Raw genomic sequence first — 22,230 nt, forward strand, 5'->3', positions numbered from 1 at the left:
ATCCCCCTCGCTCGACCGGCCACTGGCCGGTCTTTTTTTGCCACGCGCAAGGCCGCCAGCCGGTGGATGCGGCGCAGGGAGCGCCGGCGGGCAGTGGCGCAATCGCCGGATGCCGACCATTCTGGCTGTGCCGATCCCCCAAGCAGAGGGCACCCCATGTTCGAGTTCTTCTACGCCTTGCCGAGCCAGAACCGCGCCGCCGAGTACCGTCACTTCAGCATCCTGCCGGCGACCGGCGCCATCGGTGCGGACGTCACCGGGGTGAACCTGAAAAGCCTTGGCGACGACGGCTTCGCCGAGCTGCGCCAGGCCCTGCTGGCGCACAAGGTGCTGTTCATCCGCGGGCAGTCGCTGGGCGTCGAGGATATGGAGGCGCTGACTCTGCGCTTCGGCGAGTTCGGCCGCGAGCCCTATGTCGAGGGCATGCCCGGCCATCCCCATGTGGTGCGGGTGCTCAAGGAGGCCAACGAAAAGACCCCGGTGGTGTTCGGCGGCGCCTGGCACAGCGACTGGTCGTTCCAGGAGCGCCCGCCGGCCTTCACCCTGCTCTACGGCCACGACATCCCGCCCTTCGGCGGCGACACCCTGTACGCCAACCTGGCGCTGGCCTACGAGTGGCTGTCGCCGAAGCTGCGCGCGCAGCTGGAGACCCTCGACGCCATCCACAGCCCGGAGCGCGCCTACGGCGCCGAAGCCAAGCACAACGAGCTGATGGAAAACATGGCGGTGCGCTACGGCAACAGCGACGGCGAAGTGCGCTCGCACCCGCTGGTGACCCGCCATCCGGAAACCGGCAAGAAGGTGCTCTTCATCAACCCCGCCTACACCAGCGGCATCAAGGGCCTGCGCCCGGCCGAAGCGCAACCGCTGCTCGACTACCTGTTCGGCATCGCCACCCAGCCGGCCTTCACCTGCCGCATGCGCTGGACCCAGGGCACCCTGGCGATCTGGGACAACCGCAGCACCTGGCACTACCCGGTGGCGGACTACCACGGCATGCGCCGGGAGATGTACCGCACCACCGTGGTCGGCGAGGTGCCGAGCCGCTGAGGCGGCTCGCGGCGGAACGCCCGCGGCTCAGGCCACGCGCAGTTGCAGCGCGCTCTTGAAGGCGCTGGGGCTGAGCTGCGTGTGCTTGCGGAAGAAGCGGCTGAAATAGCCCAGGTCGGCAAAGCCCAGGTCGTGGGCGATCTCCTTCACGCTCAGGCTGGAATGCGCGAGCTGGCGCTTGGCTTCGAGAATCAGCCGGGCATTGATCACCGTCATCGGCGTCATCCCCAGTTGCTCCTGGCACAAGCGCCCGAGGGTCACCAGGGTGACGCCGAGCGCCTCGGCATAGCGCTTGAGCGGCCAGTGCTGGCGAAAGTGCGTGTCCACCAGCTCGCGGAACGCCTTGACCTGCTGCGCGCGACGGCCGCCGCCGCGCGGCAACGGCAGCGGCGCCGGCACGTCCAGGCGGAACACCGCGATCACCAGCGCCAGCAACAGGGCCATGCTGCTGGCGACGTGTTCCTCCTCGCGGTTGTGGTACTCGGCCTGCAGCGCCCGGAACAGCGGCCGCAGCGGGTCCTCGGCCTGGCGCCAGCGCGGCAGCGCGATCACCTGGGGTTGGCGCAGGCGCGGCAATTGCGCCGGGGCGAGGATGCCGGTGATCGACTCCAGCGGATGCTGCTCGGCGGTGACCACGCAGCCGGACACCTTGCCCGCCCAGCGGAAGCCGTGCACCACCAGCGCCGGCACGAGGATCACGCAGGGCGCCTCGACCGTCAGCCGCTCGCTGTCGAACGCCACCTCGCCCGCGCCGCTCTGCACATAAAGGATCTGCAGCAGGCTGTCATGGCGATGGGCGTCGATCACCCAGTCATAGGCACCGGAACGGATGGAAATCGGCTCGACATGCAGCGACTGGTGCCACACCGGTTGAGCCTGCTCGCCATACAAGGCATAGCTGGGGATCTTGTTCATTATTTTTCCCACGCTGAAAAAGCAGTCGAGGCCGGGCGTCGGGGCAGGCAGCCCCGGCACGGCTCGTCATGACGCTTTCTTAACCGCGCCGGCCGCCGCGGTCAAACCCGCTGACCGCTCCACGACGGCCCGAAGGCACGGGCGCAAGCCACGCCGCGCAAGGCCTGCGCCCCTGTCCGGGGGGCCGGCGAAGCGCTGCATTTTGTCGTTTATGTCTAGCCGCTTGAGGGTTTTGTCCATTCTGCGCGGGCGTCCTGGCGAGCATCCTTCAGGCCATCGAAGTGGTCCGGCCGGCACTTCGTGCTCCGTTTGCCTGATGCTGAGACTCCCTCATGACCGACAACAAGAATCCCTCCACCGCCTGGCTGCAACTCGACGATGCCGTCTGCGTGGTCACCGGCGCCGCCGGCGGTATCGGCCGCGCCATCGCCCGCGGGCTGATCGAACAGAAGGCTCGCCTGGTTCTGCTCGACCGCGACCAGGCGGGCTGCGCCCAGTTCGCCGACGCGCTGTCCGCCGAGTTCGACCGCGAAGTGCTCGCCCTGGGCTGCGACATCGCCGAGCCGGACAGCGTGCGCGCCGCCGCCGCGACAATGGAAAGCCGCTTCGGCGCCTGCGACGTGCTGATCAACAACGCCAGCGTGCTGCGCCCCGGCGCCCTCGAAGAAATCAGCCTGGAACACTGGAACCAGTTGCTGGCGGTGAACCTGAGCGGCTACCTGCTGTGCGCCCAGGCGTTCGGCCGCGGCATGCTCGCCCGCCGCACCGGGCGCCTGGTGCACATCGCCTCCATCGCCGCGCAGTTCCCGCAGACCTGGAGCGGCGCCTACAGCGCGGCCAAGGGCGCGGTCTGCCTGCTCTCGCGCCAGCTCGCCGCCGAGTGGGGCCCGCGCGGGATACGCAGCAACGTGATCTGCCCGGGAATGATCCGCACGCCGCTGTCCGCCGCCTTCTACGCCGACCCCGCGGTCGAGGCGGCGCGCACGGCGATGACCGCCAACCGCCGCATCGGCGAGCCGCAGGACATCGCCAACGCCGCGCTGTTCCTCGCCAGCCCGCGCGCCGACTACGTCAACGGCGCCGAACTGACGGTGGATGGCGGCTTCGGCTCGATGCTCATGGACCTGGTGCCGCGCCCCGGCTTCCAGTCGCCGCTGGCCAAGGCCTGAGACTCCCGGCCCGGCGGGCCATCCGCCGCCCACTTTTCAGCGCGAGAGAGCTGCAATGAACGACACCCAACAAGACCCACGCGGCGTGCTGCGCTGCGACCTACTGGTGGTCGGCGCCGGCGCCGGCGGCCTGGCCACGGCGATCACCGCGAAGAAACACGGCCTCCATGTGATCGTCGTCGAGAAGGCCGAACGCTTCGGCGGCACCACCGCGTTTTCCGGCGGCGTGCTGTGGATTCCCGGCAATGACCTTTGCCAGCGCGACCCCCGGGAAAGCCACGAACGCGCGCTGCAGTACCTGCGCCACGAGGCCGGCGCGCACTTCGACGAAGACGCCGCGCGAGCCTTTCTCGAAGAAGGACCGAAGATGGTCGAGTTCTTCCGCCGCGAAACCGAGGTGCAGTTCGTCCCCACCCTGTACCCCGACTACCACCCCGATGCGCCCGGCGGCGTCGCGATCGGCCGCTCGATCCTGGCCAAGCCCTTCGATATCCGCCGCCTCGGGGCCGACATGGCGCGCCTGCGCCCGCCGCTGAAGACCATCACCTTCATCGGCATGATGTTCAACTCGTCGAACGCCGATCTGAAGCACTTCTTCAATGCCACCCGCTCGCTGACCTCGTTCCTCTACGTGGCGCGGCGCCTGGCCACCCACCTCAAGGAGCTGCTGCTGTATCGCCGCGGCATCCAGGTCACCAGCGGCAACGCCCTCGCCGCGCGCCTGGCCAAATCGGCGCTGGACCTGGGCATCCCGATCCTCACCGGCACGGCGCTGCGCGAGCTGCTGAGCGAGGATGGGCGGGTCTGCGGCGCGCGGGTCGGCGACGGCCAGCGGATCGAGGCCAGGCACGTGGTGCTGGCCTGCGGCGGCTTCTCCCACGACCGCCAACGCCTGGCCGAGGTCTACCCGCACCTGCGCCGCGGCGGCGAACACCTGTCGCCGGTGCCCGTCGAGAACAGCGGCGACGGCGTGCGCCAGGCCGAGCGGCTGGGCGCGCAGCTGCAACTGGACTATCCCCAGGCGGCGGCCTGGATGCCGGTGTCGCGGGTGCCGCTGGGCAACGCTTTCGGCGTCTTCCCGCACCTGCTGGATCGCTACAAGCCCGGCGTGATCGGGGTGCTGCGCAACGGGCAACGCTTCACCAACGAATCCGACTCCTACCACGATGTCGGCGCCGCCATGCTCAAGGCCTGTGCCGGCGAGCGGGAGACCGCCATGTGGCTGGTCTGCGACCAGGCGACGCTGTCCAAGTACGGCCTCGGCTATGTGAAGCCGGCCCCCATGCCGCTGCGCCCGCACCTGCGCAACGGCTATCTGATCAAAGGACGGACCCTCGCCGAGCTGGCGGCCAACGCCGGCATAGACGCCCAGGGACTGGAGCGCACGGTGCAGCGCTACAACCTCGGTGCGGTGCGCGGCGAAGACCCTGAATTCGCCCGCGGCAGCACGGCGTTCAACCGCTACCTCGCCGACCCGCAGCACACACCGAACCCCTGCGTGGCGCCGCTGGCGAAAGGGCCGTTCTATGCGGTGAAGGTGCTGATGGGCGACCTCGGCACCTTCGATGGCCTGCGCACCAGCCTGGTCGGTGAAGTGCTGGACCAGGCCGGCCAGGCGATTCCCGGCCTCTATGCGGTGGGTAACGACCGCGCCAGCGTGATGGGCGGCAATTACCCCGGCGCCGGCATCACCCTGGGGCCGATCATGACCTTCGCCTACATCACCGGCCGCCACCTGGCCGGCGCCTATCCGGCCGCGCAGCGCCTGAGCCCGCGCAGGAGCGCCTGAATGAACGTCATCGACCACCGTCTCTACACCATCCGCCCGCGCGGCATGGCCGAGTTCCTCGAGATCTTCGACCGCCTGGCGCTGCCCGTGCTGCGGCGCCATCTCGGCGAGCCGCTGGGCTTCTACGTCAGCAGCATCGGTCCGCTCAACCAGGTGCTGCACCTGTGGGGCTACCAGAGCCTGGATGACTTCGAAAGACGCTCGGCGGCGCGCGATGCCGACCCCGACTTCCCGGCGTACCTGCAAGCCTCGGCGCACCTGGTGATCGCCCAGGAAACGCGCATCCTGCGCCCGGCCGACCTGCCCAGCCTGCGCTGAGCGAGCGCCAGCACACAAAACACACGGAGGAACCGCCCCCCCTGCCCTTGCGCCGCCAACGGCCGCAGCACCGAACAATAACAACAGCGACGCGGCGCCACGGCCCGCGTCGACACGAGGTGAAGACTGTGAACACACAACGAGCAATCGACGTACGCCAACTGATCAACGACCGTCCGCTGGGTGCCTACCAGCTCTGGGTGGTCTTCCTCGGCTTCCTGATCATCGGCCTGGATGGCCTGGACGTCGCCATCATGGGCTTCATCGCCCCGCAACTGAAAGCCGACTGGAACCTCTCCACGCAGGCCCTGGGGCCGGTGCTGAGCGCGGCGCTGGTCGGCCTGGCGGCGGGCGCGCTGATCGCCGGTCCGCTCGCCGATCGCTTCGGGCGCCGCATCGTGCTGGTCAGCAGCGTGTTCTTCTTCGGTTTCTGGACACTGGCCACGGCCTTCTCCAGCGACGTCACGCAGATGGTCATCCTGCGCCTGCTCACCGGCCTCGGCCTGGGCGCGGCGATGCCCAACGCCAGCACCCTGGTCTCCGAGTTCGCCCCGGACAAGCGGCGCTCCTTCCTGGTCACCGTGGCCTTCGCCGGCTTTTCCGCAGGCGCCGCCGGCGGCGGCTTCCTGTCCGCCTGGATGATCCCGGCGTTCGGCTGGCACAGCATGTTGCTCTTCGGCGGCGCGCTGCCGCTGCTGGTGGCGCCGCTGCTGTGGCTGCTGCTGCCGGAGTCGATCAGTTTCCTGGTCGCCCAGGGCGCGCCCGCCGCGCGGGTCCGGCGGATCGTCGAGCGCATCGCGCCCGGCGCCAGCTCGGCGCAATCGCATTTCTGCCTGCCGTCGGCGCCGGTCACGGCGAAGACCTCGGTGGGGCTGATCCTGTCGCCGCACTACCGCTTCGGCACCCTGATGGTCTGGGCCGGCTACTTCCTCGCGCTGTTCCTGGTCTACCTGTTCAGTAGCTGGCTGCCGATGCTGGTGAAGGAAGGCGGTGGCTATGGCGTCGGCGAGGCGGCCCTGGTCACCGCGCTGTTCCAGATCGGCGGTCCGGCCGGCGCGCTGTTCGTCGGTTGGTCGATGGACCGTTTCAACCCCTACAAGGTGCTGGTGCTGGCCTTCGCCGGCAGCGCCGCGCTGATCTTCTGCATCGGCCAGGCCACCACGCATTTCCTGCTGCTCTGCGTGTTCGCCTGCGGGATCGGTTTCGGCCTCAACGGCACCAGCGTCGGCATGAATGCCCTGGCCACCTGCTTCTACCCGACCCAGGCGCGAGCCACCGGCGCCAGCTGGATGAGCGGCATCGGCCGCTTCGGCGCGATTCTCAGCGCCTTCGCCGGCGCGCAGATGATGGCCCTAGGCTGGAGCTTCCCGCAGATGTTCGCCGCGCTGACCCTGCCGGCCCTGCTCGGCGCCCTGGTCATCGCCGCCAAGGGGCTCGCCCGGCAGCGCCGGCCGCAGGCCCTGGGCGCCGTCAGCCGCTGAACGCGTGGCGCATGGGCGGGGCGGCTGGCCGCCTCGCTCAGAAGTCCACCTTGCCGCGCCCGGCCTTGATCGAGCCGCGCTTGTTCTTGGCATCCAGCCGGCGCGTCTTCGAGCCCAGCGTCGGGCGCGTCGGACGGCGCGCCTTCTGCACCTTGGCCACGCTGCGGATCAGCTCGGCCAGGCGCTGCAGCGCATCCTCGCGGTTCTGCTCCTGGGTGCGGTACTGCTGGGCCTTGATCACCACCACGCCATCGCCGCTGATGCGCTGGTCACGCAAGGCCAACAGGCGCTCCTTGTAGAACGCCGGCAGCGACGAGCGGTGGATATCGAAGCGCAGGTGCACCGCGCTGGAGACCTTGTTGACGTTCTGCCCGCCGGCGCCCTGGGCGCGGATGGCGGTCAGTTCGATCTCGCTGTCGGGAATCTCGACGCTGTTGGAAATGCTCAGCATGACGGTGGCTTCGTGCGGGGGAAGCCCAAGGATATCGCGAGCGCGGCGGCAGCGCGCGCAGCGGTTGCGGCGCGCGCCCGCCGGCTGAGGTCTCAGCGTTCCTTGCAGGCCACGCCGTCGGCCGGCTCGCCGCCCTTCCAGTCCTTGTACAGGGTGGCCTGGTCGGCCTTGGTCCACCAGATGTACTGGCCGGCGGCGTACTTGGCGCCGGAGGCGGAGATGACGTTGGCGAAGACCAGGCTGGCGCTGTCGCTGACCGGCACCACGGCCAGGTGGTTATCGCCCTTGTTCAGGTACTGGACGCTGAATTTGCGGCCGTCCTCGCACTTGTAGTCGACACTGCGCGAATCCAGCTTGGCGTCGCCGGGCAGGACCAGGGCATCCACCGGCGGCGCTTTCTTTTCTCCGCCGCCGCAGGCGACCAGCAGCACCGGCACGGCGGCCAGCAACAGCACATAGGCTTTGTTCATGAACATCCCTCTGACGAAAACGTGGCCTTGTCACTCTAGTCAAGGATCGCCGCCGGGGGAAACGGCCCGGCCCGCCGAACAACCTCGGCGGCCGGACCCTGCGCTTCACTCGGCCAGGGCCAGGGCCCGGTGCGCCAGCGACGGACGCTTCAGGCGATAGCAGGCGAACATCGCCAGCAGCCACAGCGGAATGGCATAGACCGAGACCTGGATGCCCGGGGTGAGCAGCATGACGCCCAGGATGAAGACCACGAAACCCAGGCACAGCCAGTTGCCCAGCGGGTACCAGAGCGCGCGGAAGGCGCTGCGCACGCCGCGCCGCTCCTGCTGCGCGCGGAATTTCAGGTGGGCCAGGCTGATCATCGCCCAGTTGATCACCAGCGCCGCCACCACCAGCGACATCAGCAGCTCCAGGGCGCGCGCCGGGATCAGGTAGTTGACCAGCACGGCGAGGAAAGTCACCGCCGCCGACACCAGCAGGGCGCGCACCGGCACGCCACGGCCGTCGACCTTGGCCAGCGCCTGGGGCGCGTCGCCCTGCTCGGCCAGCCCGACCAGCATGCGCCCGTTGCAGTAGGTGCCGCTGTTGTAGACCGACAGCGCCGCGGTGAGCACCACGAAGTTGAGAACGTGCGCGGCGGTGTCGCTGCCGATCATCGAGAAGATCTGCACGAAGGGGCTGCCGCTGTAGGCATCGCCGGACGCGCCGAGGGTCTGCAGCAAGTTATCCCAGGGGGTCAGCGAGAGCAGCACGGCCAGGGCGCCGACGTAGAACAGCAGGATGCGGTAGATCACCTGGTTGATCGCCTTGGGGATCACCGTCTTCGGCTGGTCGGCCTCGGCGGCGGTAAAGCCGAGCATCTCCAGGCCACCGAAGGAGAACATGATGATCGCCATGGCCATCACCAGCCCCTTGATGCCGTTGGGGAAGAAGCCGCCGTGGCTCCACAGGTTGCTCACCGACGCCTGCGCGCCGCCGTGGCCGCTGAGCAGCAGCCAGCTGCCGAGGGCGATCATGCCGAGGATCGCGGCCACCTTGATGATGGCGAACCAGAACTCCGCCTCGCCGAAGGCTTTCACGTTGAACAGGTTGATGGCGTTGACCAGCACGAAGAACAGCGCGGCGCTGGCCCAGGCCGGCACGTCCGGCCACCAGTAGTGGATGTACTTGCCGACCGCGGTCAGCTCGGACATGCCGACCAGGATGTACAGCACCCAGCAGTTCCAGCCGGAGAGGAAGCCGGCGAAGCCGCCCCAGTACTTGTGCGCAAAGTGGCTGAAGGAGCCGGCCACCGGCTCCTCGACGATCATCTCGCCGAGCTGGCGCATGATCAGGAAGGCGATGAAGCCGGCGATGGCGTAGCCGAGCAGCATCGAGGGGCCGGCCGATTTGAGCACCCCGGCGGAACCGAGGAAGAGGCCGGTGCCGATGGCGCCGCCGAGGGCGATCAGTTGGATATGGCGATTCTTCAGGCCGCGCTGGAGCTGGCCTGCGTGCTGGGTATCACGCGACATGGCGTCACCTTTTGTTGTTATCTGTGACGGATCGGGCCCGCGCGGCTCGTGACCGCGCGGCATGCAAGGCTGTGGGCGCCGCCGTCGGGTCGAGCGGCCGGGGCGGAGCAGGCGCCATCACAGCCGTTGCCCGAGGCTCGGACAAGCCCGTCGGCCGTGCCTGGCCACCCGGCAACGGGCCGCCAAGCGGAAAGTTTCCGTTACGCTCGCAGCAACGGCAGAGCCGGCGCGGATTCGCCGCGTACAGCCGTAAAGCCTGCGTTACAGACCGGTGCGCCAGCCTTCCAGGGCAGATGCATCGCCAGGCGCGCGCGGCTACCATGCGCAACGTCCCCCCAACCCTGGTGCTGCCATGGCCCGCGCCGCCCCGCCCGATCTCAGCGATAGCCAGGCACCCCTGCGCGGCCTGGCGCGCAGCTACCCGCGCGGGCTGTACATCGAGCCGCACCAGCACGACTGGGGCCAGGTGCTCTATGCCATCTCCGGGCTGATGTGGCTGGAAACCCCGCAGGAAGCGCTGCTGTTGCCACCGCAGCGGGCGGTCTGGCTGCCGCCCGGCGTGCCCCACGGCATCCGCGTGGTCAGCGAACTGCAGATGCGCAACATCTACCTGCGTCCGACCCTGGCCGGCAGCCTCGACGAGCGGGTCCAGGTGTTCGAGGTGAATCCCCTGTTGCGCGAGCTGATCCTGCGCCTGGTGGAACAGGAACGGCAGCCCGACGCCGAGTACTACTCGGCCCTGTCCAACCTTTGTGTGCTGGAGCTGCGTCGCGCGCGCAGCCAGTTGCTGCGCGTGCCCCTGCCAAGGCATGAAGACCGCCGTCTGCTCGCCCTGTGCCAGTCGGTGATGGCGCAGCCCAGCGCCGCCATTCCCTTCGAGCGGCACGCCGCCGACGCCGGCGCCAGCGTGCGCACCGTGGCCCGCCTGTTCCAACGCAGCCTGGGCATGGGCTTCGCCGCCTGGCGCCGCCAGGTGCAACTGGCCACCGCGGTGGCGGCGCTGGCCGAGGGCCAGCCGGTGAGCCGCATCGCCCATGAGTTGGGCTACCAGCCGGGAAGCTTCAGTGAGATGTTCCGTCGCGAGCTGGGGGTGTCGCCATCGGCTTACCTGGCCGAGGATTCGTCCCCCGCCGCCTAGGCGCGGCGCCCCCATGAAGGCGTGGCGCACAGCGATACCCATCGATGGCAATCGCCGCGCACCTGCCATCCGACAAAGCGACCGCCGCCGGCGGCGCTGGCCGACCACTCTGTCCGAAATTCCGAAGCCCTTGACCGACGCCCGGCTGCGCGCGGCCCTAGACTGCCTGCATCCAGCCACGCCGCGGAGGCGCTATGAACTACCTGCTCTCATTGGCCATAGGGCTGGTCGTCGGTCTGCTCTATCACCTGCTCGACTTCCGCTCCCCGGCGCCGCCCCTGGTGGCCCTGGTCGGCCTGCTCGGCATGCAGATCGGCGAAGGCCTGCTGCCGTTCGGCCGCGAGCTGCTGTTGCGCTGGTTCCACTGACCCCGCCACTGAAGGAGTGTCTCCATGCAAGCCCTGCAATTCGAGCGTACCGGCGATCTCGACGCCCTGCGCCTGGTCGAGCTGGCCGATCCCGTGCCCGCCGCCGACGAGGTGCTGGTGGAGGTCCGCGCCGCCGGCCTCAATCCCAGCGACGTGAAAAACGTCCTCGGACGCTTCCCCTACACCACCCTGCCACGGGTGCCCGGCCGCGACTTCGCCGGCGTCGTGGTAGAAGGCCCGCAGGCGCTGCTCGGCCAGGCGGTCTGGGGCACCGGCAAGGACCTCGGTTTCTTCCGCGACGGTAGCCATGCCAGCCTGCTGACCCTGCCGGCGAAGGGGGTGGCGCTGATGCCGAAAAGCCTCGGCTTTGCCCAGGCGGCCAGTTGCGGCGTCCCCTTCAGCACCGCCTGGGATGCCCTGGAGCGCAGTGGGGTCAAGGCTGGCACCCGGCTGTTGGTGATCGGCGCCGGTGCCGTCGGCTCCGCCGCCCTGGCCCTGGCCAAGGCCCTCGGCGCACAGCCGCTGGCTGGCGTACGGCGTGCGGAACAGGCCAGCGCCCTGCAGGCGCAGGGCTTCGCCAGCCTGCTGCTGGATACGCCGGAGGCATTGGCAGGACAGGTCGAGGCGGTGTTTCCCGGTGGCGCCGAGGTGATCTTCGACACCACCGGCTTCTGGCTGCCGGCGGCGGTGAATGCCCTGGCCAGCTTCGGCCGCATCGCCATCATCGCCGCGCCGATGGATGGCCAGGTACAACTGCCGGCCCTGGCCCTGTACCGCCGTGGCGGCTCGCTGGTGGGTATCAACTCGCTGCTGTATGACAGCGTCGCCTGCGCGCGGATGCTCACGCAGTTCGGCCAATGGTTCGACGATGGGCGTCTGCCGCTACCCGAGGGGCTGAACCAAGTCCCGCTGAGCGCCGGGCCGCAGTGCTACCGCGAGGTGAACGCCGGTAGCAGCGACAAGATAGTGCTGATTCCCTGAGGCGGGCTCAGCCGGCGACCCGCACCTTGGCGGGTCGCACCGCGCCGGCGGGCTCCAGGGCCAGGCAATGGTCGAGGAACAGGCGCATGTAGCCATAGCTCTTGCAGATGGCATCGCGCAACTGATCCTGGCGCTCGGCCGACGGCGACGGGCTGCACAGGGTGCAGATGATCTCCAGGGCTTCCCAGGGATGGTCGTCGTCGTAGCGCGCGTGCAGTCGCAGCCAGCGCATCGCGCCCTTGCGCTGTTCCGCCGGCAGCGAGTGCTCGTAGGCGTCGCTGGAGCAGACCAGTGCCGACCATTCGCCCGTGGCGCCCTCGATGGCGTAGTGGGTGGCGGCCATGGACACCGCCAGGTCGTCCGACGCGCTGGTGTGCCAGCTCCAGTGCCCGAGGGCGTGCAGCTCCACCGGCACCTTCTGCGCGTGCAGGTCGGCGATGCCGATACCGTAGGCCTCGGCCCAGCGCAGCCAGTGGTCGGCATGGTTGAGTTCGACGCGGATGTTGCGCATTAGCCAGCGCCGCGCCATGTCCTCGCCCGGCGAGCGACCAAAGCGGGTCTTCAGCAGGTTCTGCGACATGTAGAGGGGGAATTGCTCGACCACCGGCCAACCGCCGATGAGGAAGGTGCGCAGGGTGTCGAAGGACAGTTCGCCATCGCGCATGCGCCGGTACAACTCATGTTCGGTGACAGCGCGACGAGCAGGCTCGCAAGCCTTCACCAGTTCCTGCGCCCACTGCGGGTAACTGCTCAGTTCCTTCAGCGGGCCACTGCGAAGAAAGATTTCGCTCATGCGGAGGCATCCCTGTGTGCATAGACGACGAACGCCACAGCCTAATCGCCTGTGGGCCCGCTGTCACCGTCCGGAGGTTGTGTGCGACGCCAGCACGACCTCCACCGATCGCTCGGCATACTGCAGGCCGAAGAGTTGCGGGCGGCCCAGGGCGTAACCCTGGGCATAATCGACACCGATCTCGCGCAGGGCTTCGAGGATTTCCTGCGACTCGACGAACTCGGCCACCGTGCGCTTGCCCATGACATGGCCGATCTGGTTGATCACCTGGACCATGGCGCGGTCGATGGGGTCTTCGAGCATGTCCTTGATGAAGCTGCCGTCGATCTTCAGGTAATCCACCGGCAGGTGCTTGAGATAGACGAAGGACGACATGCCGGCGCAGAAGTCGTCCAGCGAGAAGCGGTAGCCCAGTGCCTTGAGTTCGTGGATGAACTGGGTGGCGCTGACCAGGTTGGCGATGGCGCTGGTTTCGGTGACCTCAAAGCAGATGCTCTGCGGCACCAGGCCGTAGCGCGGCTGCAGCTCGCGCAGGAAGTCGATGAAGCCGCTGTCGCCGATGGTCGCGCCGGACAGGTTGATGGCGCAGGTGGCGATCGGCTCGCAGCCGCTGTCGCGGCGCGCGGCCAAGGTCTTGAACGCCTGCTCGACCACCCAGCGGTCGATCTGCGGCATCAGGCCGTAACGCTCGGCGGCGGGAATGAAGTTGCTCGGCGCCACCAGCCGGCCATTCTCGTCGGTCAGGCGCAGCAGCAACTCGACGTGCCGCCCCTCCTCGGCGTGCCCATCGACCGCCTGGATAGGCTGGGCGTAAAGGCAGAAACGGTCCTCTTCGAGGGCCTGGCGGATGCGCTGGACCCAGGCCATTTCGCCGAAGCGCATGGACAGCTCGCTGTCGTCCGGGCTGAACACCTGGACGCGGTTGCGGCCCTTTTCCTTGGCCAGGTAGCAGGCCATGTCGGCGCAGCGCAGGGCCTCCTCCACCGACACCATCATCGCCGAGACGTGCACCACGCCGATGCTCACGGTGATGTTGAAGGGCCGTCGATCCCAGACGAAGTACAGGCCTTCGACGCTCCGCCGCAGGCTCTCGGCGATCTGCTCGGCGACTTCCGGCGGACACCCCTCGAGCAGGATGCCGAACTCGTCACCGCCCAGCCGGGCCAGGGTGTCGCCCTCGCGCAGGCAGCCTTCGAGGCGGCTGCAGACCTGACGCAGAAGCTCATCGCCGGCGGCATGGCCGCAGGTGTCGTTGACCAGCTTGAACTGATCGAGATCCAGGTACATCAGCGAATGGCGGTCGTGCATGTGCGCCGAACGCTCCAGCGCCTGCTTCAGGCGGAATTCGAATTCGCGGCGGTTGCACAGCCCGGTCAGGGCGTCGTGGGTCGCCTGCCAGGACAGGCTTTCCATGTACTGCCGCTCGCGGGTCATGTCGTGCAGCACCAGGGCCGCGCCGACGATACGCCCCTGCACGCGGATCGGCGTCCCCACCAGGGTCACCGCCAGATGGCTGCCGTCCAGGCGCTGCAGCACCTTGCTGGTTTCGCTGCCGGCCTCGACCTCGCCACGCAGCACCTGGCCGATCAGCGCGATGTCTTCCGCCGTGGCGTTTTCGTCGCGCATGTGCAGCAGCGACTTCAGCGGCAGGCCGATGGCCATTTCGCCGTCCCAGCCGATCATCCGTTCGGCGGCCGGATTGAGGTAGAGGATGCACTCCTGCTCATCGATGGTGATCACCGCGTCGCCGATGGCGGCCAGCGTCGTCTGCGCCTGTTCGCGCTCACGGTCGAGGGCGCCACGGAAGGCGTTCTGCGCCATCAGCAGCACGCCGGTGCGCCACACCGCCAGGGCAATCAGCATCAGGCCGAAGATGACGTTGACGCCCAGCAGCAGCCGCGTGATGTTGCGCGAGCCCTCGCCCAGCGCGGCGGAAAAGGCCTGGGACGGAGGCGCGACGTCATCGCTGATGGCCTGGATGCTTTGGCTCCAGTAGCTCAGCTCGCTGGCACTGGCCTGGCCGCTGTCGATGCGCGCGTGCATCAGGTCGGCGATGGTCGTCAGCCGGTCGAGGTAGCGGTCGCCTTCGATCCAGTAGCGCACGGCATCGCGGAAATAGGCGAAGTCATGGAAGTAGCGGTACAGCCAGATGATGGCGTCGACGTCGCCGGGATGGTTGCCGCCGGCCAGGATGCCCTGGCGCGCCAGTTCATAGTCCGGCTTTGCCCGGTCCATGGCCGAGCGAAACAGGCGATCGCCCAGCGGAATCGCGATCGCCGCCTGGAAGCGCCGGTAGTCCGAGGGGTCGCGGGTTTCGCCGTAGCGCTGCAGGTAATGCATGGCGTCCTTCTGGCCCTTCGACCAGAGGCTTTCGCCGCCGACATAGGCGCGTACCCCGGACATCAGGTACAGGCTGCCGCCGCCGAGCAATGCCTGCAGCAGGATCACGATGATGAACGGCCACACCAGCTTCAGCAGCTGGGAGTGATGGCGGGTACGACTGTGTCCTGTTTCACCCATGGAGAGTCCTGGATTCCTTTCGTTTCCCTGCTCGCCCGCTGCGATGGCACCAACGGACCCGACCCGACGAGATCGGACAGCTGTGTATGCGTCCCCCTAACTCATAGCCGATGACACCGATTCCACAAGCCCGTGGCGGCGGAAACCGTGCAAATGGCGGCGGTAGCGAGACCGGGGGCACAGCGGCGGGGGAGATTTCCAGGAATGCGCGGCGGCCGTCAACGCGCTTGGCGGCGGAACCGGAGCGGCGACCGACAGCCGGGCTGCCGGCAGGCAGGTTCAGGCCTGGCGACCGCGCTCCAGCCAACGCGCCAACATCGGCGCGAGTTCTTCCAGCGGCTGGTACCCGTTGGTCAGCAGCGCCAGTTGGCCATTGCGCTCGGCCAGCAGCGTGGGGAAGCCGGCGATGCCCAGGTCGCGCGCCCAGGAGAAGTCGGCCTGGGTCGCCAGGTGGATTTCCTGGCTGTCGAACAACTCGGCGAACTCGATGCGTGGCAGGCCGACGCTTTCGGCCAGCTGGGCCAGGGTCGCCGCCGCGGTCACGTCGCGCCCCTCGACGTAGAAGGCCTGCTGGATGGCCTTGACCAGCGCCCAGGCGTACTCATCGTCGAGGCGCCGCGCGGCCACCACTGCGCGGCAGGCCGGCTCGGTGTCGTAGACGAAGCCTTCGGGCAAGGCCCCCTCGAAGCGGAATGGCTGGCCGGTGGCTTTCGCCACCGCCTGCCAGTGTTCAAGGATGTAGCGCCGGGTGGTCGGTTCGAGCGCCGCGCCCTGCCCGGTGCGCAGGCCGCCGAGCACCAGCGCCAGCGGTACGCCCGCGGCCGCCGCCTGCTCCACCAGGGCCTGCGCCACCGGCGCGAAGCCCCAGCACCAGGAACACATCGGGTCCATCACATAGAGCAGGCGGGCATTGGCCACGGGTCAATCCTCCAGGGCGGCCTGGCGCGGGTCGCGGCCGATGGGATGCGGCTGGTTGCGCGCCTTGGCCAGCTCGATCTGCTTCTGCCGCTCGCGGGCGCTGGCGCGGGTCTTCTCGCTCAGCGAGTCCCAGCAGTGCGGGCAACTGATGCCTGGCGCGTAGTGCTCGGACTGGCGGTCTTGCGCGGAGATCGGGTTGCGGCAGGCGTGGCACTGGTCATAGTCGCCCTCGGACAGATCGTGGCGCACCGTCACCCGGTTGTCGAAGACGAAGCAGTCGCCGCGCCAGCGGGTTTCCGCCTCGGGCACTTCCTCCAGGTATTTGAGGATGCCGCCCTTGAGGTGGTAGACCTCCTCGAAACCCTCGCCGAGCATGTAGCTGGAGGCCTTTTCGCAACGGATGCCACCGGTGCAGAACATCGCCACCTTCTTGTGCCGGGCCGGATCGTAGTGGGCCTTGATGTACTCGGGGAACTCGCGGAACGACTTGGTCTGCGGGTCCACCGCACCCTCGAAGGTGCCGATGGCCACTTCGTAGTCGTTGCGGGTGTCGATCAGCAGCACCTCGGGGTCGGTGATCAGCGCGTTCCAGTCCTTGGGCTCGACATAGGTGCCGACGCGGCGGTTGGGATCGACGCCGGGCACGCCGAGGGTGACGATTTCCTTCTTCAGCTTGACCTTGGTGCGGTAGAAGGGCTGTTCGTCGCAATACGACTCCTTGTGGTCGATATCGACCAGGCGCGGATCGCTGCGCAGCCAGGCGAGCAGCGCGTCGATGCCCTCGCGGGAGCCGGAAACGGTGCCGTTGATGCCCTCTTCGGCGAGCAACAGGGTGCCCTTGACGCCGTTATCGAGGAGGGTTTGCAGCAGGGGTTCGCGCAGCGCGACGTAGTCCGGCAGGGAGACGAACTTGTACAGCGCCGCCACGACGATGGAGCGGGTCATGGGGTACATCCTCCAGTGGTCGCCCACGCAAAGGGCGGACCGGATCAGAAAAGACAACGCCGGCAAGGAGCCGGCGCTGGGGCATTCTAGCGCAATGATCGGACAGCGTCAGTGATCGTGCTTGCTGCCGCCCTTGCAGGTCGGCGAGTCCGGCGCCGCGCCTTGCTCGGCCCACTCCTCGGGGGTGTAGGTGTGCAAGGCCAGGGCGTGGAACTGGCCCATCAGCTCGCCGAGGCTGGCATAGACCTTCTGGTGCCGCTTGACCGCGTTCAGCCCGGCGAACACCGGGCTGACCACCACGGCCTTGAAGTGCGTTTCCAGGCCACGGCTGTGCATATGGCTTTCGTCGAGCACCTCCAGGTGCTGCGGCTCGAGTGCGGCCAGGGCGGTCTGGATTCGTTCACGCATGCTCATGGTCATACTCGCTAAGCGGCTGGATCAGGGCTTCTGGGCCGGGGCCGCCGGGGCCTTCACGCCGAGTTCCTTGTCCATGTCGGCCATCAGCTTGTTCACCGGATCGACGGCGGTCTGCAGTTTGGCCTGGGTCATCTGAGCGGACTGCGCGGTCAGGCGCGGCATCTTGGTCAGGACTTTCTGGCCCAGCGGCGAGGCGTAGAAATCGTTCAGTTGCTTGAGTTCCGACTCGCTGAAGTTGTCGGTGTAGAGCTTGATCAGGTCCGGCTTGATCTTGTCCCAGCCCACGGCGCGGTCCAGCTCGGCGTTGGCCTTGGCCTGGTAACGGTCGAGCACGGCCTTCTTGCTGTCCGGCGCCTTGGCCTGGGCGAAGCGCTGGGCGAACATCTCTTGCACCTGGGCGTAGACCGGCACGGTGAGCTTGTCGGCGTGGACCTGTTTGAGGAATTTCTCGGCCTCGGCGGCGGAATCGGCGAGGGCGACGGAGCTGAAACCAACGAGCAGTGCGGCGGTGCAGAGTTTGCGAAGGGCGGTCATGAGCAGTCCTTGAGTCTGGAGGATGTGTCCCTTGGGACCCGACATTCTGCGCCTAAGTTCGGAATCGCCTCAAGCGGCTCCTGAGTAACGGTGCGCGACGCCCCGAGGCTCGCGAGTGGTGGAAAGTGACCGCCTTCTCTTGTCCTCCCCCAGGCGAAACGGCATGCTGAGACGCATTGTCACATGGACGTGTTCGATGACCTCCCAGGCCCGCTTCCCCGCCGAGCAAATGCTGTGCGACCCGCAAGGGCGGCTGAATCCCGCCGCCGTCGGCTGGTCGGTGCGTCCGCAGCTCCGTTGCGCCCTGCCGGGTCACCACGGGCGGCGCAAACGCTGGAACCACTGGTGCCTGGTCGCCCCCGGCTGGATGCTCTCGCTGACCATCGCCGACCTCGACTACCTCGGCTACGGCGCCCTCTACTTTCTCGACCTGAACAGCGGCAAGGCCGTCTCCCGCACCGTGCTCAGCCCGCTGGCGCGCGGCTGCGAGCTGCCCGACCGGCCCCACCAGAGCCACGCCTTCCATCACGACCGCCTCGACCTCAGTTTCGACGACCAGCCCGGTCGCCTGCGCATTGGCGCCCACGCCTGCGATGTCGGTGGCGAGCCGCTGTGCCTGGCGCTGGAGGTGCAGCGGCCGGCGCACCTGGAGTCGATCAACCTGGTGGTGCCCATGGGCGAGCGGCATTTCCACGCCTGCAGCCGACAGATGGGCCTGCCGCTGAGCGGCAGCCTGCACCTGGGCGGCCAGAGCTACCACTGCGCGCCGGACCAGAGCTTCGCCGCGCTGGACTTCGGTCGCGGCGTCTGGCCGTTCAGGAGCCACTGGACCCGCGCTGCCTTCTCCGCGCCCGGCGGCATCGCCGGCAACTTCGGCGCCGGCTGGACCGACCACGGCGAGTTGAAGGAGAACGCCCTGTGGTTCGGCGGCGAGCTGCAGCGCCTGGGCAGCGCCGTGGACATCCGCCAGGCGCCCCACGACCCACTGGCGCCCTGGACCCTGAGCAGCCCCGACCAGCGCGTCGAGCTGCGCTTCACCCCGCTCAAACTGCACCGCGCGGCGCCGCGCCTGGGCCTGCTGTTCGCCGAGACCAGCCAGTGGTTCGGCCATTACGACGGCTTCCTGCGCACCCTCGATGGCCAGCAGGTGCCGGTCACGCGGGCGCTGGGCTGGATCGGCGAAACCCACGCGCGCTGGTGAGGCGGCAAGCGATCGTCGACAGCGACCGGCAGCGGAACCCCACCGCCGGCGCAGAGCCTAAACTCCCTCAATCCACCTCGGGAGATCGCCTTATGAAACGCATCGAAACCGACAGTCTCGGGCCCATCGAAGTCGATGCCCAGGCCTATTGGGGCGCGCAGACGCAACGTTCGCTGGAGAATTTCGCCATCGGCGGCCAGCGCATGCCGCTGGCGGTGGTGCACGCCCTGGCCCTGATCAAGAAAGCCGCGGCGCGCGTCAACCTGCGCCTGGGCGAGCTGCCGGCAGAGATCGCCGGGCTGATCGAGCGGGCCGCCGACGAAGTGCTCGCCGGCGAACACAACGAACAGTTCCCCCTGGTGGTCTGGCAGACCGGCAGCGGCACCCAGAGCAACATGAACGTCAACGAAGTGATCGCCGGGCGCGCCAACGAGATGGCCGGCAAGCCGCGTGGCGGCAAGTCGCCCGTGCACCCCAACGACCACGTCAACCGCGCGCAAAGTTCCAACGACAGCTTCCCCACCGCCATGCACATCGCCGCCGTCCGCGCGGTGCATGACGAACTGCTGCCGGCCGTCGCCGAACTGAGCGGCGGCATCGCCGCCCAGGCCGTGCGCCATGCCGACCTGGTGAAAACCGGGCGCACCCACCTGATGGACGCCACGCCCATCACCTTCGGCCAGGAACTCTCGGCCTTCGTCGCCCAGCTCGACTACGCCGAGGGCGCCATCCGCGCGGCATTGCCGGCGCTCTACGAGCTGGCTCAGGGCGGCACCGCGGTCGGCACCGGACTGAACGCGCCCAAGGGCTTCGCCGAAGACATCGCCGCCGAGCTGGCCGGGCTCACCGGCCTGCCCTTCATTTCCGCACCGAACAAATTCGCCGCCCTCGCCGGCCACGAACCGCTGGTGGCACTCTCCGGCGCGCTCAAGACCCTCGCCGTGGCCCTGATGAAGATCGCCAACGACCTGCGCCTGCTCGGCTCCGGCCCCCGCGCCGGGCTCGCCGAGGTGCGCCTGCCGGCCAACGAGCCGGGCAGCTCGATCATGCCCGGCAAGGTCAACCCGACCCAGTGCGAAGCGCTGTCGATGCTCGCCTGCCAGGTGTTCGGCAACGATACCTGCGTGACCTTCGCCGCCAGCCAGGGCCACCTGCAACTCAACGTGTTCAAACCGGTAATCATCTACAACCTGCTGGAATCCGTGCGCCTGCTCGCCGACGGCTGCCGCAACTTCAATACCCATTGCATCGCCGGCATGCAGCCGGATGCCGCGCGCATGGCCGAGCACCTGGAGCGCGGGCTGATGCTGGTGACCGCGCTGAACCCGCACATCGGCTACGACAAGGCCGCGGAAATCGCCAAGAAGGCCTACCAGGAAGGCACCTCGCTGCGCGAGGCGGCGCTGGCGCTGGGCTACCTGAACGACCAGCAGTTCGACGAATGGGTGCGCCCGCAGGACATGCTGGAGGCCGGCCAGCATGGTTGAAGGCGGCAAATCCGGCGCCACGCCCCTGGAGGGCGACGGCAAGCGCATCCTGCTGATCCTCGGCACGCCCAAGGCCGACGGCTTCTGCCACGCCCTGGCCGAGGCCTATGCCCAGGGCGCGCGCAGCCGCGACCAGGTGGTGCGCGTGCTCAAGCTCGGCGAGCTGCACTTCGACCCGGTGCTGCGCGGCGGCTACGAACGCAGCCAGGAGCTCGAACCCGATCTGCTCGACGCCCAGCGCCAACTGCACTGGGCGCAACACCTGACCCTGGTCTACCCGATCTGGTGGGGCGGCCTGCCGGCGCTGTTGCAGGGCTTCTTCGACCGCGTCTTCCTGCCTGGCTTCGCCTTCCGCTACCACAGGCCGCAAGACCGCGAGCCAGAGCCGCTGCTCGGCGGACGCAGCGCCGATCTGCTGGTCAGCCACGACCAGGCGCACTGGCGCTACCGCCTGCGCCAGGACGCCCCGGCGCATCGCCAGATGGTCCGCTGCATCCTCGGCCCCTGCGGCATCCGCACCCGCCACCTGGAGGAATTCAGCCCCTTGCGCAACTCCAGCGAGGAGCAGCGCCAGGCCTGGCTGAAGCGTGCCCGGCAGTTGGGCGCCCAGCGCTGAGAGCGCAATGGGCTGACAGGCGATTCCAAGGCTGTCAGCCCGTATTCTCTTCTCCCACCTACAAAACACCGCCCATTCAGGCTTGCGTCCTACCTCTGCCTAAGACACCGCTTAAAGCCAGGGTTGGCGGCCTTGCCTAGCATCCCAGGCCATGCCGCCCCGCCCTTGGGGCGGCGTCGATCGTTCCTTGGGAGGAAACATGCTTCGCAAACTCGGTGCCGAACTGATCGGCACGTTCTGGCTGGTTCTGGGCGGCTGCGGCAGCGCGGTGCTGGCCGCGCACTTCGCCGATGTCGGTATCGGTCTGCTCGGGGTGTCCCTGGCCTTCGGCCTGACGGTAGTGACCATGGCCTACGCCATCGGCCCGATCTCCGGCTGCCACCTCAACCCGGCGGTGAGCCTGGGCCTGTGCGTCGGCGGGCGCTTCCCGCTCAGCCAGTTGGCGCCCTATGTGCTGGCCCAAGTGCTCGGCGGACTGCTGGCCGGCGCCGCGCTCTACGCGATCGCCAGTGGCGCGGTTGGCTTCGACTCGCTGAAAGGCTTCGCCGCCAACGGCTACGGCGAGCATTCGCCGGGGGGCTACAGCCTGCAGGCGGTGCTGCTCTGCGAACTGCTGCTGACCGCCTTCTTCCTCTTCATCATCATGGGCGTCACCGACCAGGAGGCTCCCGCCGGCTTCGCCCCGCTGGCCATCGGCCTGGCGCTGACGCTGATCCACCTGATCAGCATTCCGGTGAGCAACACCTCGGTGAACCCGGCGCGCAGCCTGGCCGTGGCGGTCTTCGCCGGTCCCTGGGCGCTGAACCAGTTGTGGCTGTTCTGGGTCGCCCCGCTGGCCGGCGGCGCCCTCGGCGCCATGGTCTACCGGGTACTGCGCGGCCGCTGAGACAAACGCCGCCCCGTCGGACGGCGTTGAGCGCAGCCTTACCCATCGCCTGGGCTGCCGGGCAACCGCATGGGTTTCGCGGGCTCAACCCATCCTACGGAGGCCACGTCGGTGTGGCCGGGGGTCCGAAGAAGGCCGTGAAGCGCAGCGATTCCCATCATCCGCTGCATGGAAATGCCTGACCGCATGGGTTTCGCGGGCTCAACCCATCCTACGGGGGCCACGTCGGTGTGGCCGGGGGTTCGTAGGATGGCGTTGAGCGCAGCGA

General features: G+C 68.4%; 22 protein-coding genes. 12 read left to right on the forward strand and 10 right to left on the reverse strand.

The window, feature by feature from the left end:
- Positions 1–156 precede the first annotated feature (156 nt).
- Positions 157–1,050, forward strand: a complete 894-nt coding sequence (locus BLQ74_RS10990; RefSeq protein WP_090262606.1) for a TauD/TfdA dioxygenase family protein — start codon at positions 157–159, stop codon at positions 1,048–1,050.
- A 27-nt stretch (positions 1,051–1,077) separates the two neighbouring features.
- On the opposite strand, the gene BLQ74_RS10995 is transcribed toward BLQ74_RS10990, so the two are convergent.
- Positions 1,078–1,965 (reverse strand): helix-turn-helix domain-containing protein, encoded by an 888-nt coding sequence (locus tag BLQ74_RS10995; protein ID WP_090262607.1) that lies wholly within the window; start codon positions 1,963–1,965, stop codon positions 1,078–1,080.
- 332 nt (positions 1,966–2,297) lie between these two features.
- Between BLQ74_RS10995 and BLQ74_RS11000 the strand changes: the two genes are divergently transcribed.
- The 4 genes from BLQ74_RS11000 (at position 2,298) to BLQ74_RS11015 (ending at position 6,722) form a co-directional block, all read left to right on the forward strand.
- Positions 2,298–3,134: an SDR family NAD(P)-dependent oxidoreductase gene (locus BLQ74_RS11000; RefSeq protein ID WP_090262608.1), complete on the forward strand. Its 837-nt coding sequence runs from the start codon at positions 2,298–2,300 to the stop codon at positions 3,132–3,134.
- Between the two features lie 55 nt (positions 3,135–3,189).
- Complete coding sequence (locus BLQ74_RS11005; RefSeq protein ID WP_090262609.1) at positions 3,190–4,923, forward strand: FAD-dependent oxidoreductase; 1,734 nt, start codon at positions 3,190–3,192, stop codon at positions 4,921–4,923.
- The gene (locus tag BLQ74_RS11010; protein ID WP_090262610.1) at positions 4,924–5,241 is read left to right on the forward strand and encodes an NIPSNAP family protein; all 318 of its coding nucleotides are present in this window, start codon (positions 4,924–4,926) and stop codon (positions 5,239–5,241) included.
- Between the two features lie 128 nt (positions 5,242–5,369).
- A complete protein-coding gene (locus tag BLQ74_RS11015; RefSeq protein WP_090262611.1) occupies positions 5,370–6,722 on the forward strand; it encodes an MFS transporter in 1,353 nt (450 codons plus the stop codon).
- 37 nt (positions 6,723–6,759) lie between these two features.
- Here BLQ74_RS11015 and arfB read toward each other — a convergent pair whose 3' ends face one another.
- From arfB to BLQ74_RS11030, 3 genes are all read right to left on the reverse strand, one after another.
- Complete coding sequence (gene arfB, locus BLQ74_RS11020) at positions 6,760–7,173, reverse strand: alternative ribosome rescue aminoacyl-tRNA hydrolase ArfB (RefSeq protein WP_090262612.1); 414 nt, start codon at positions 7,171–7,173, stop codon at positions 6,760–6,762.
- Positions 7,174–7,265: 92 nt separating this feature from the next.
- Positions 7,266–7,643: an MliC family protein gene (locus BLQ74_RS11025; RefSeq protein WP_090262898.1), complete on the reverse strand. Its 378-nt coding sequence runs from the start codon at positions 7,641–7,643 to the stop codon at positions 7,266–7,268.
- A 105-nt stretch (positions 7,644–7,748) separates the two neighbouring features.
- A complete protein-coding gene (locus tag BLQ74_RS11030; RefSeq protein ID WP_090262613.1) occupies positions 7,749–9,158 on the reverse strand; it encodes an amino acid permease in 1,410 nt (469 codons plus the stop codon).
- Between the two features lie 352 nt (positions 9,159–9,510).
- On the opposite strand from BLQ74_RS11030, the gene BLQ74_RS11035 reads away from it, so the two are divergent.
- The 3 genes from BLQ74_RS11035 (at position 9,511) to BLQ74_RS11045 (ending at position 11,645) form a co-directional block, all read left to right on the forward strand.
- Positions 9,511–10,296 (forward strand): AraC family transcriptional regulator, encoded by a 786-nt coding sequence (locus BLQ74_RS11035; RefSeq protein WP_090262614.1) that lies wholly within the window; start codon positions 9,511–9,513, stop codon positions 10,294–10,296.
- A gap of 194 nt (positions 10,297–10,490) precedes the next feature.
- Positions 10,491–10,664, forward strand: a complete 174-nt coding sequence (locus tag BLQ74_RS11040) for a DUF1427 family protein (protein WP_090262615.1) — start codon at positions 10,491–10,493, stop codon at positions 10,662–10,664.
- A gap of 24 nt (positions 10,665–10,688) precedes the next feature.
- Positions 10,689–11,645: a quinone oxidoreductase family protein gene (locus tag BLQ74_RS11045; protein WP_090262616.1), complete on the forward strand. Its 957-nt coding sequence runs from the start codon at positions 10,689–10,691 to the stop codon at positions 11,643–11,645.
- A 7-nt stretch (positions 11,646–11,652) separates the two neighbouring features.
- Here the strand turns inward: BLQ74_RS11045 and BLQ74_RS11050 are convergent, their stop codons facing one another.
- The 6 genes from BLQ74_RS11050 to BLQ74_RS11075 form a co-directional block, all read right to left on the reverse strand.
- Positions 11,653–12,438 (reverse strand): iron-containing redox enzyme family protein, encoded by a 786-nt coding sequence (locus BLQ74_RS11050; RefSeq protein ID WP_090262617.1) that lies wholly within the window; start codon positions 12,436–12,438, stop codon positions 11,653–11,655.
- A gap of 63 nt (positions 12,439–12,501) precedes the next feature.
- Positions 12,502–14,958: an EAL domain-containing protein gene (locus tag BLQ74_RS11055; RefSeq protein WP_090262618.1), complete on the reverse strand. Its 2,457-nt coding sequence runs from the start codon at positions 14,956–14,958 to the stop codon at positions 12,502–12,504.
- Positions 14,959–15,237: 279 nt separating this feature from the next.
- A complete protein-coding gene (locus tag BLQ74_RS11060; RefSeq protein WP_170842797.1) occupies positions 15,238–15,840 on the reverse strand; it encodes a DsbA family protein in 603 nt (200 codons plus the stop codon).
- Positions 15,841–15,879: 39 nt separating this feature from the next.
- Positions 15,880–16,821, reverse strand: a complete 942-nt coding sequence (gene trhO / locus BLQ74_RS11065; RefSeq protein WP_090262619.1) for an oxygen-dependent tRNA uridine(34) hydroxylase TrhO — start codon at positions 16,819–16,821, stop codon at positions 15,880–15,882.
- A gap of 108 nt (positions 16,822–16,929) precedes the next feature.
- Entirely contained in the window at positions 16,930–17,235 is a 306-nt protein-coding gene (locus tag BLQ74_RS11070) for a BolA family protein (protein WP_090262900.1), read from the reverse strand.
- A 24-nt stretch (positions 17,236–17,259) separates the two neighbouring features.
- Positions 17,260–17,817, reverse strand: coding sequence for a DUF2059 domain-containing protein (locus BLQ74_RS11075; RefSeq protein WP_090262620.1), 558 nt, complete (start codon positions 17,815–17,817; stop codon positions 17,260–17,262).
- A gap of 151 nt (positions 17,818–17,968) precedes the next feature.
- Between BLQ74_RS11075 and BLQ74_RS11080 the strand changes: the two genes are divergently transcribed.
- From BLQ74_RS11080 to aqpZ, 4 genes are all read left to right on the forward strand, one after another.
- Positions 17,969–18,973 carry a DUF2804 domain-containing protein gene (locus BLQ74_RS11080; protein ID WP_090262621.1) on the forward strand — a complete coding sequence of 335 codons (1,005 nt, stop codon included), beginning with the start codon at positions 17,969–17,971 and terminating at the stop codon, positions 18,971–18,973.
- 92 nt (positions 18,974–19,065) lie between these two features.
- Positions 19,066–20,460 (forward strand): class II fumarate hydratase, encoded by a 1,395-nt coding sequence (locus BLQ74_RS11085; protein WP_090262622.1) that lies wholly within the window; start codon positions 19,066–19,068, stop codon positions 20,458–20,460.
- Positions 20,453–21,076: an NAD(P)H-dependent oxidoreductase gene (locus BLQ74_RS11090; protein WP_090262623.1), complete on the forward strand. Its 624-nt coding sequence runs from the start codon at positions 20,453–20,455 to the stop codon at positions 21,074–21,076. Before BLQ74_RS11085 ends, BLQ74_RS11090 begins: the two co-directional genes overlap by 8 nt.
- A 199-nt stretch (positions 21,077–21,275) precedes the next feature.
- Positions 21,276–21,962 carry an aquaporin Z gene (gene aqpZ, locus BLQ74_RS11095; RefSeq protein WP_090262624.1) on the forward strand — a complete coding sequence of 229 codons (687 nt, stop codon included), beginning with the start codon at positions 21,276–21,278 and terminating at the stop codon, positions 21,960–21,962.
- Positions 21,963–22,230: the final 268 nt, after the last annotated feature.

The organism is Pseudomonas panipatensis (assembly GCF_900099785.1).
In the GTDB taxonomy this organism is placed as follows: Bacteria; Pseudomonadota; Gammaproteobacteria; order Pseudomonadales; family Pseudomonadaceae; genus Pseudomonas; species Pseudomonas panipatensis.

Coding starts and splice junctions, on each gene's coding strand:
- BLQ74_RS10990 (WP_090262606.1), top strand. CDS start 157: ATGTTCGAGTTCTTCTACGCCTTGCCGAGCCAGAACCGCGCCGCCGAG.
- BLQ74_RS10995 (WP_090262607.1), bottom strand. CDS start 1,965: ATGAACAAGATCCCCAGCTATGCCTTGTATGGCGAGCAGGCTCAACCG.
- BLQ74_RS11000 (WP_090262608.1), top strand. CDS start 2,298: ATGACCGACAACAAGAATCCCTCCACCGCCTGGCTGCAACTCGACGAT.
- BLQ74_RS11005 (WP_090262609.1), top strand. CDS start 3,190: ATGAACGACACCCAACAAGACCCACGCGGCGTGCTGCGCTGCGACCTA.
- BLQ74_RS11010 (WP_090262610.1), top strand. CDS start 4,924: ATGAACGTCATCGACCACCGTCTCTACACCATCCGCCCGCGCGGCATG.
- arfB (WP_090262612.1), bottom strand. CDS start 7,173: ATGCTGAGCATTTCCAACAGCGTCGAGATTCCCGACAGCGAGATCGAA.
- BLQ74_RS11025 (WP_090262898.1), bottom strand. CDS start 7,643: ATGAACAAAGCCTATGTGCTGTTGCTGGCCGCCGTGCCGGTGCTGCTG.
- BLQ74_RS11030 (WP_090262613.1), bottom strand. CDS start 9,158: ATGTCGCGTGATACCCAGCACGCAGGCCAGCTCCAGCGCGGCCTGAAG.
- BLQ74_RS11035 (WP_090262614.1), top strand. CDS start 9,511: ATGGCCCGCGCCGCCCCGCCCGATCTCAGCGATAGCCAGGCACCCCTG.
- BLQ74_RS11040 (WP_090262615.1), top strand. CDS start 10,491: ATGAACTACCTGCTCTCATTGGCCATAGGGCTGGTCGTCGGTCTGCTC.
- BLQ74_RS11045 (WP_090262616.1), top strand. CDS start 10,689: ATGCAAGCCCTGCAATTCGAGCGTACCGGCGATCTCGACGCCCTGCGC.
- BLQ74_RS11050 (WP_090262617.1), bottom strand. CDS start 12,438: ATGAGCGAAATCTTTCTTCGCAGTGGCCCGCTGAAGGAACTGAGCAGT.
- BLQ74_RS11055 (WP_090262618.1), bottom strand. CDS start 14,958: ATGGGTGAAACAGGACACAGTCGTACCCGCCATCACTCCCAGCTGCTG.
- BLQ74_RS11060 (WP_170842797.1), bottom strand. CDS start 15,840: ATGTGTTCCTGGTGCTGGGGCTTCGCGCCGGTGGCGCAGGCCCTGGTG.
- trhO (WP_090262619.1), bottom strand. CDS start 16,821: ATGACCCGCTCCATCGTCGTGGCGGCGCTGTACAAGTTCGTCTCCCTG.
- BLQ74_RS11070 (WP_090262900.1), bottom strand. CDS start 17,235: ATGAGCATGCGTGAACGAATCCAGACCGCCCTGGCCGCACTCGAGCCG.
- BLQ74_RS11075 (WP_090262620.1), bottom strand. CDS start 17,817: ATGTCGGGTCCCAAGGGACACATCCTCCAGACTCAAGGACTGCTCATG.
- BLQ74_RS11080 (WP_090262621.1), top strand. CDS start 17,969: ATGACCTCCCAGGCCCGCTTCCCCGCCGAGCAAATGCTGTGCGACCCG.
- BLQ74_RS11085 (WP_090262622.1), top strand. CDS start 19,066: ATGAAACGCATCGAAACCGACAGTCTCGGGCCCATCGAAGTCGATGCC.
- BLQ74_RS11090 (WP_090262623.1), top strand. CDS start 20,453: ATGGTTGAAGGCGGCAAATCCGGCGCCACGCCCCTGGAGGGCGACGGC.
- aqpZ (WP_090262624.1), top strand. CDS start 21,276: ATGCTTCGCAAACTCGGTGCCGAACTGATCGGCACGTTCTGGCTGGTT.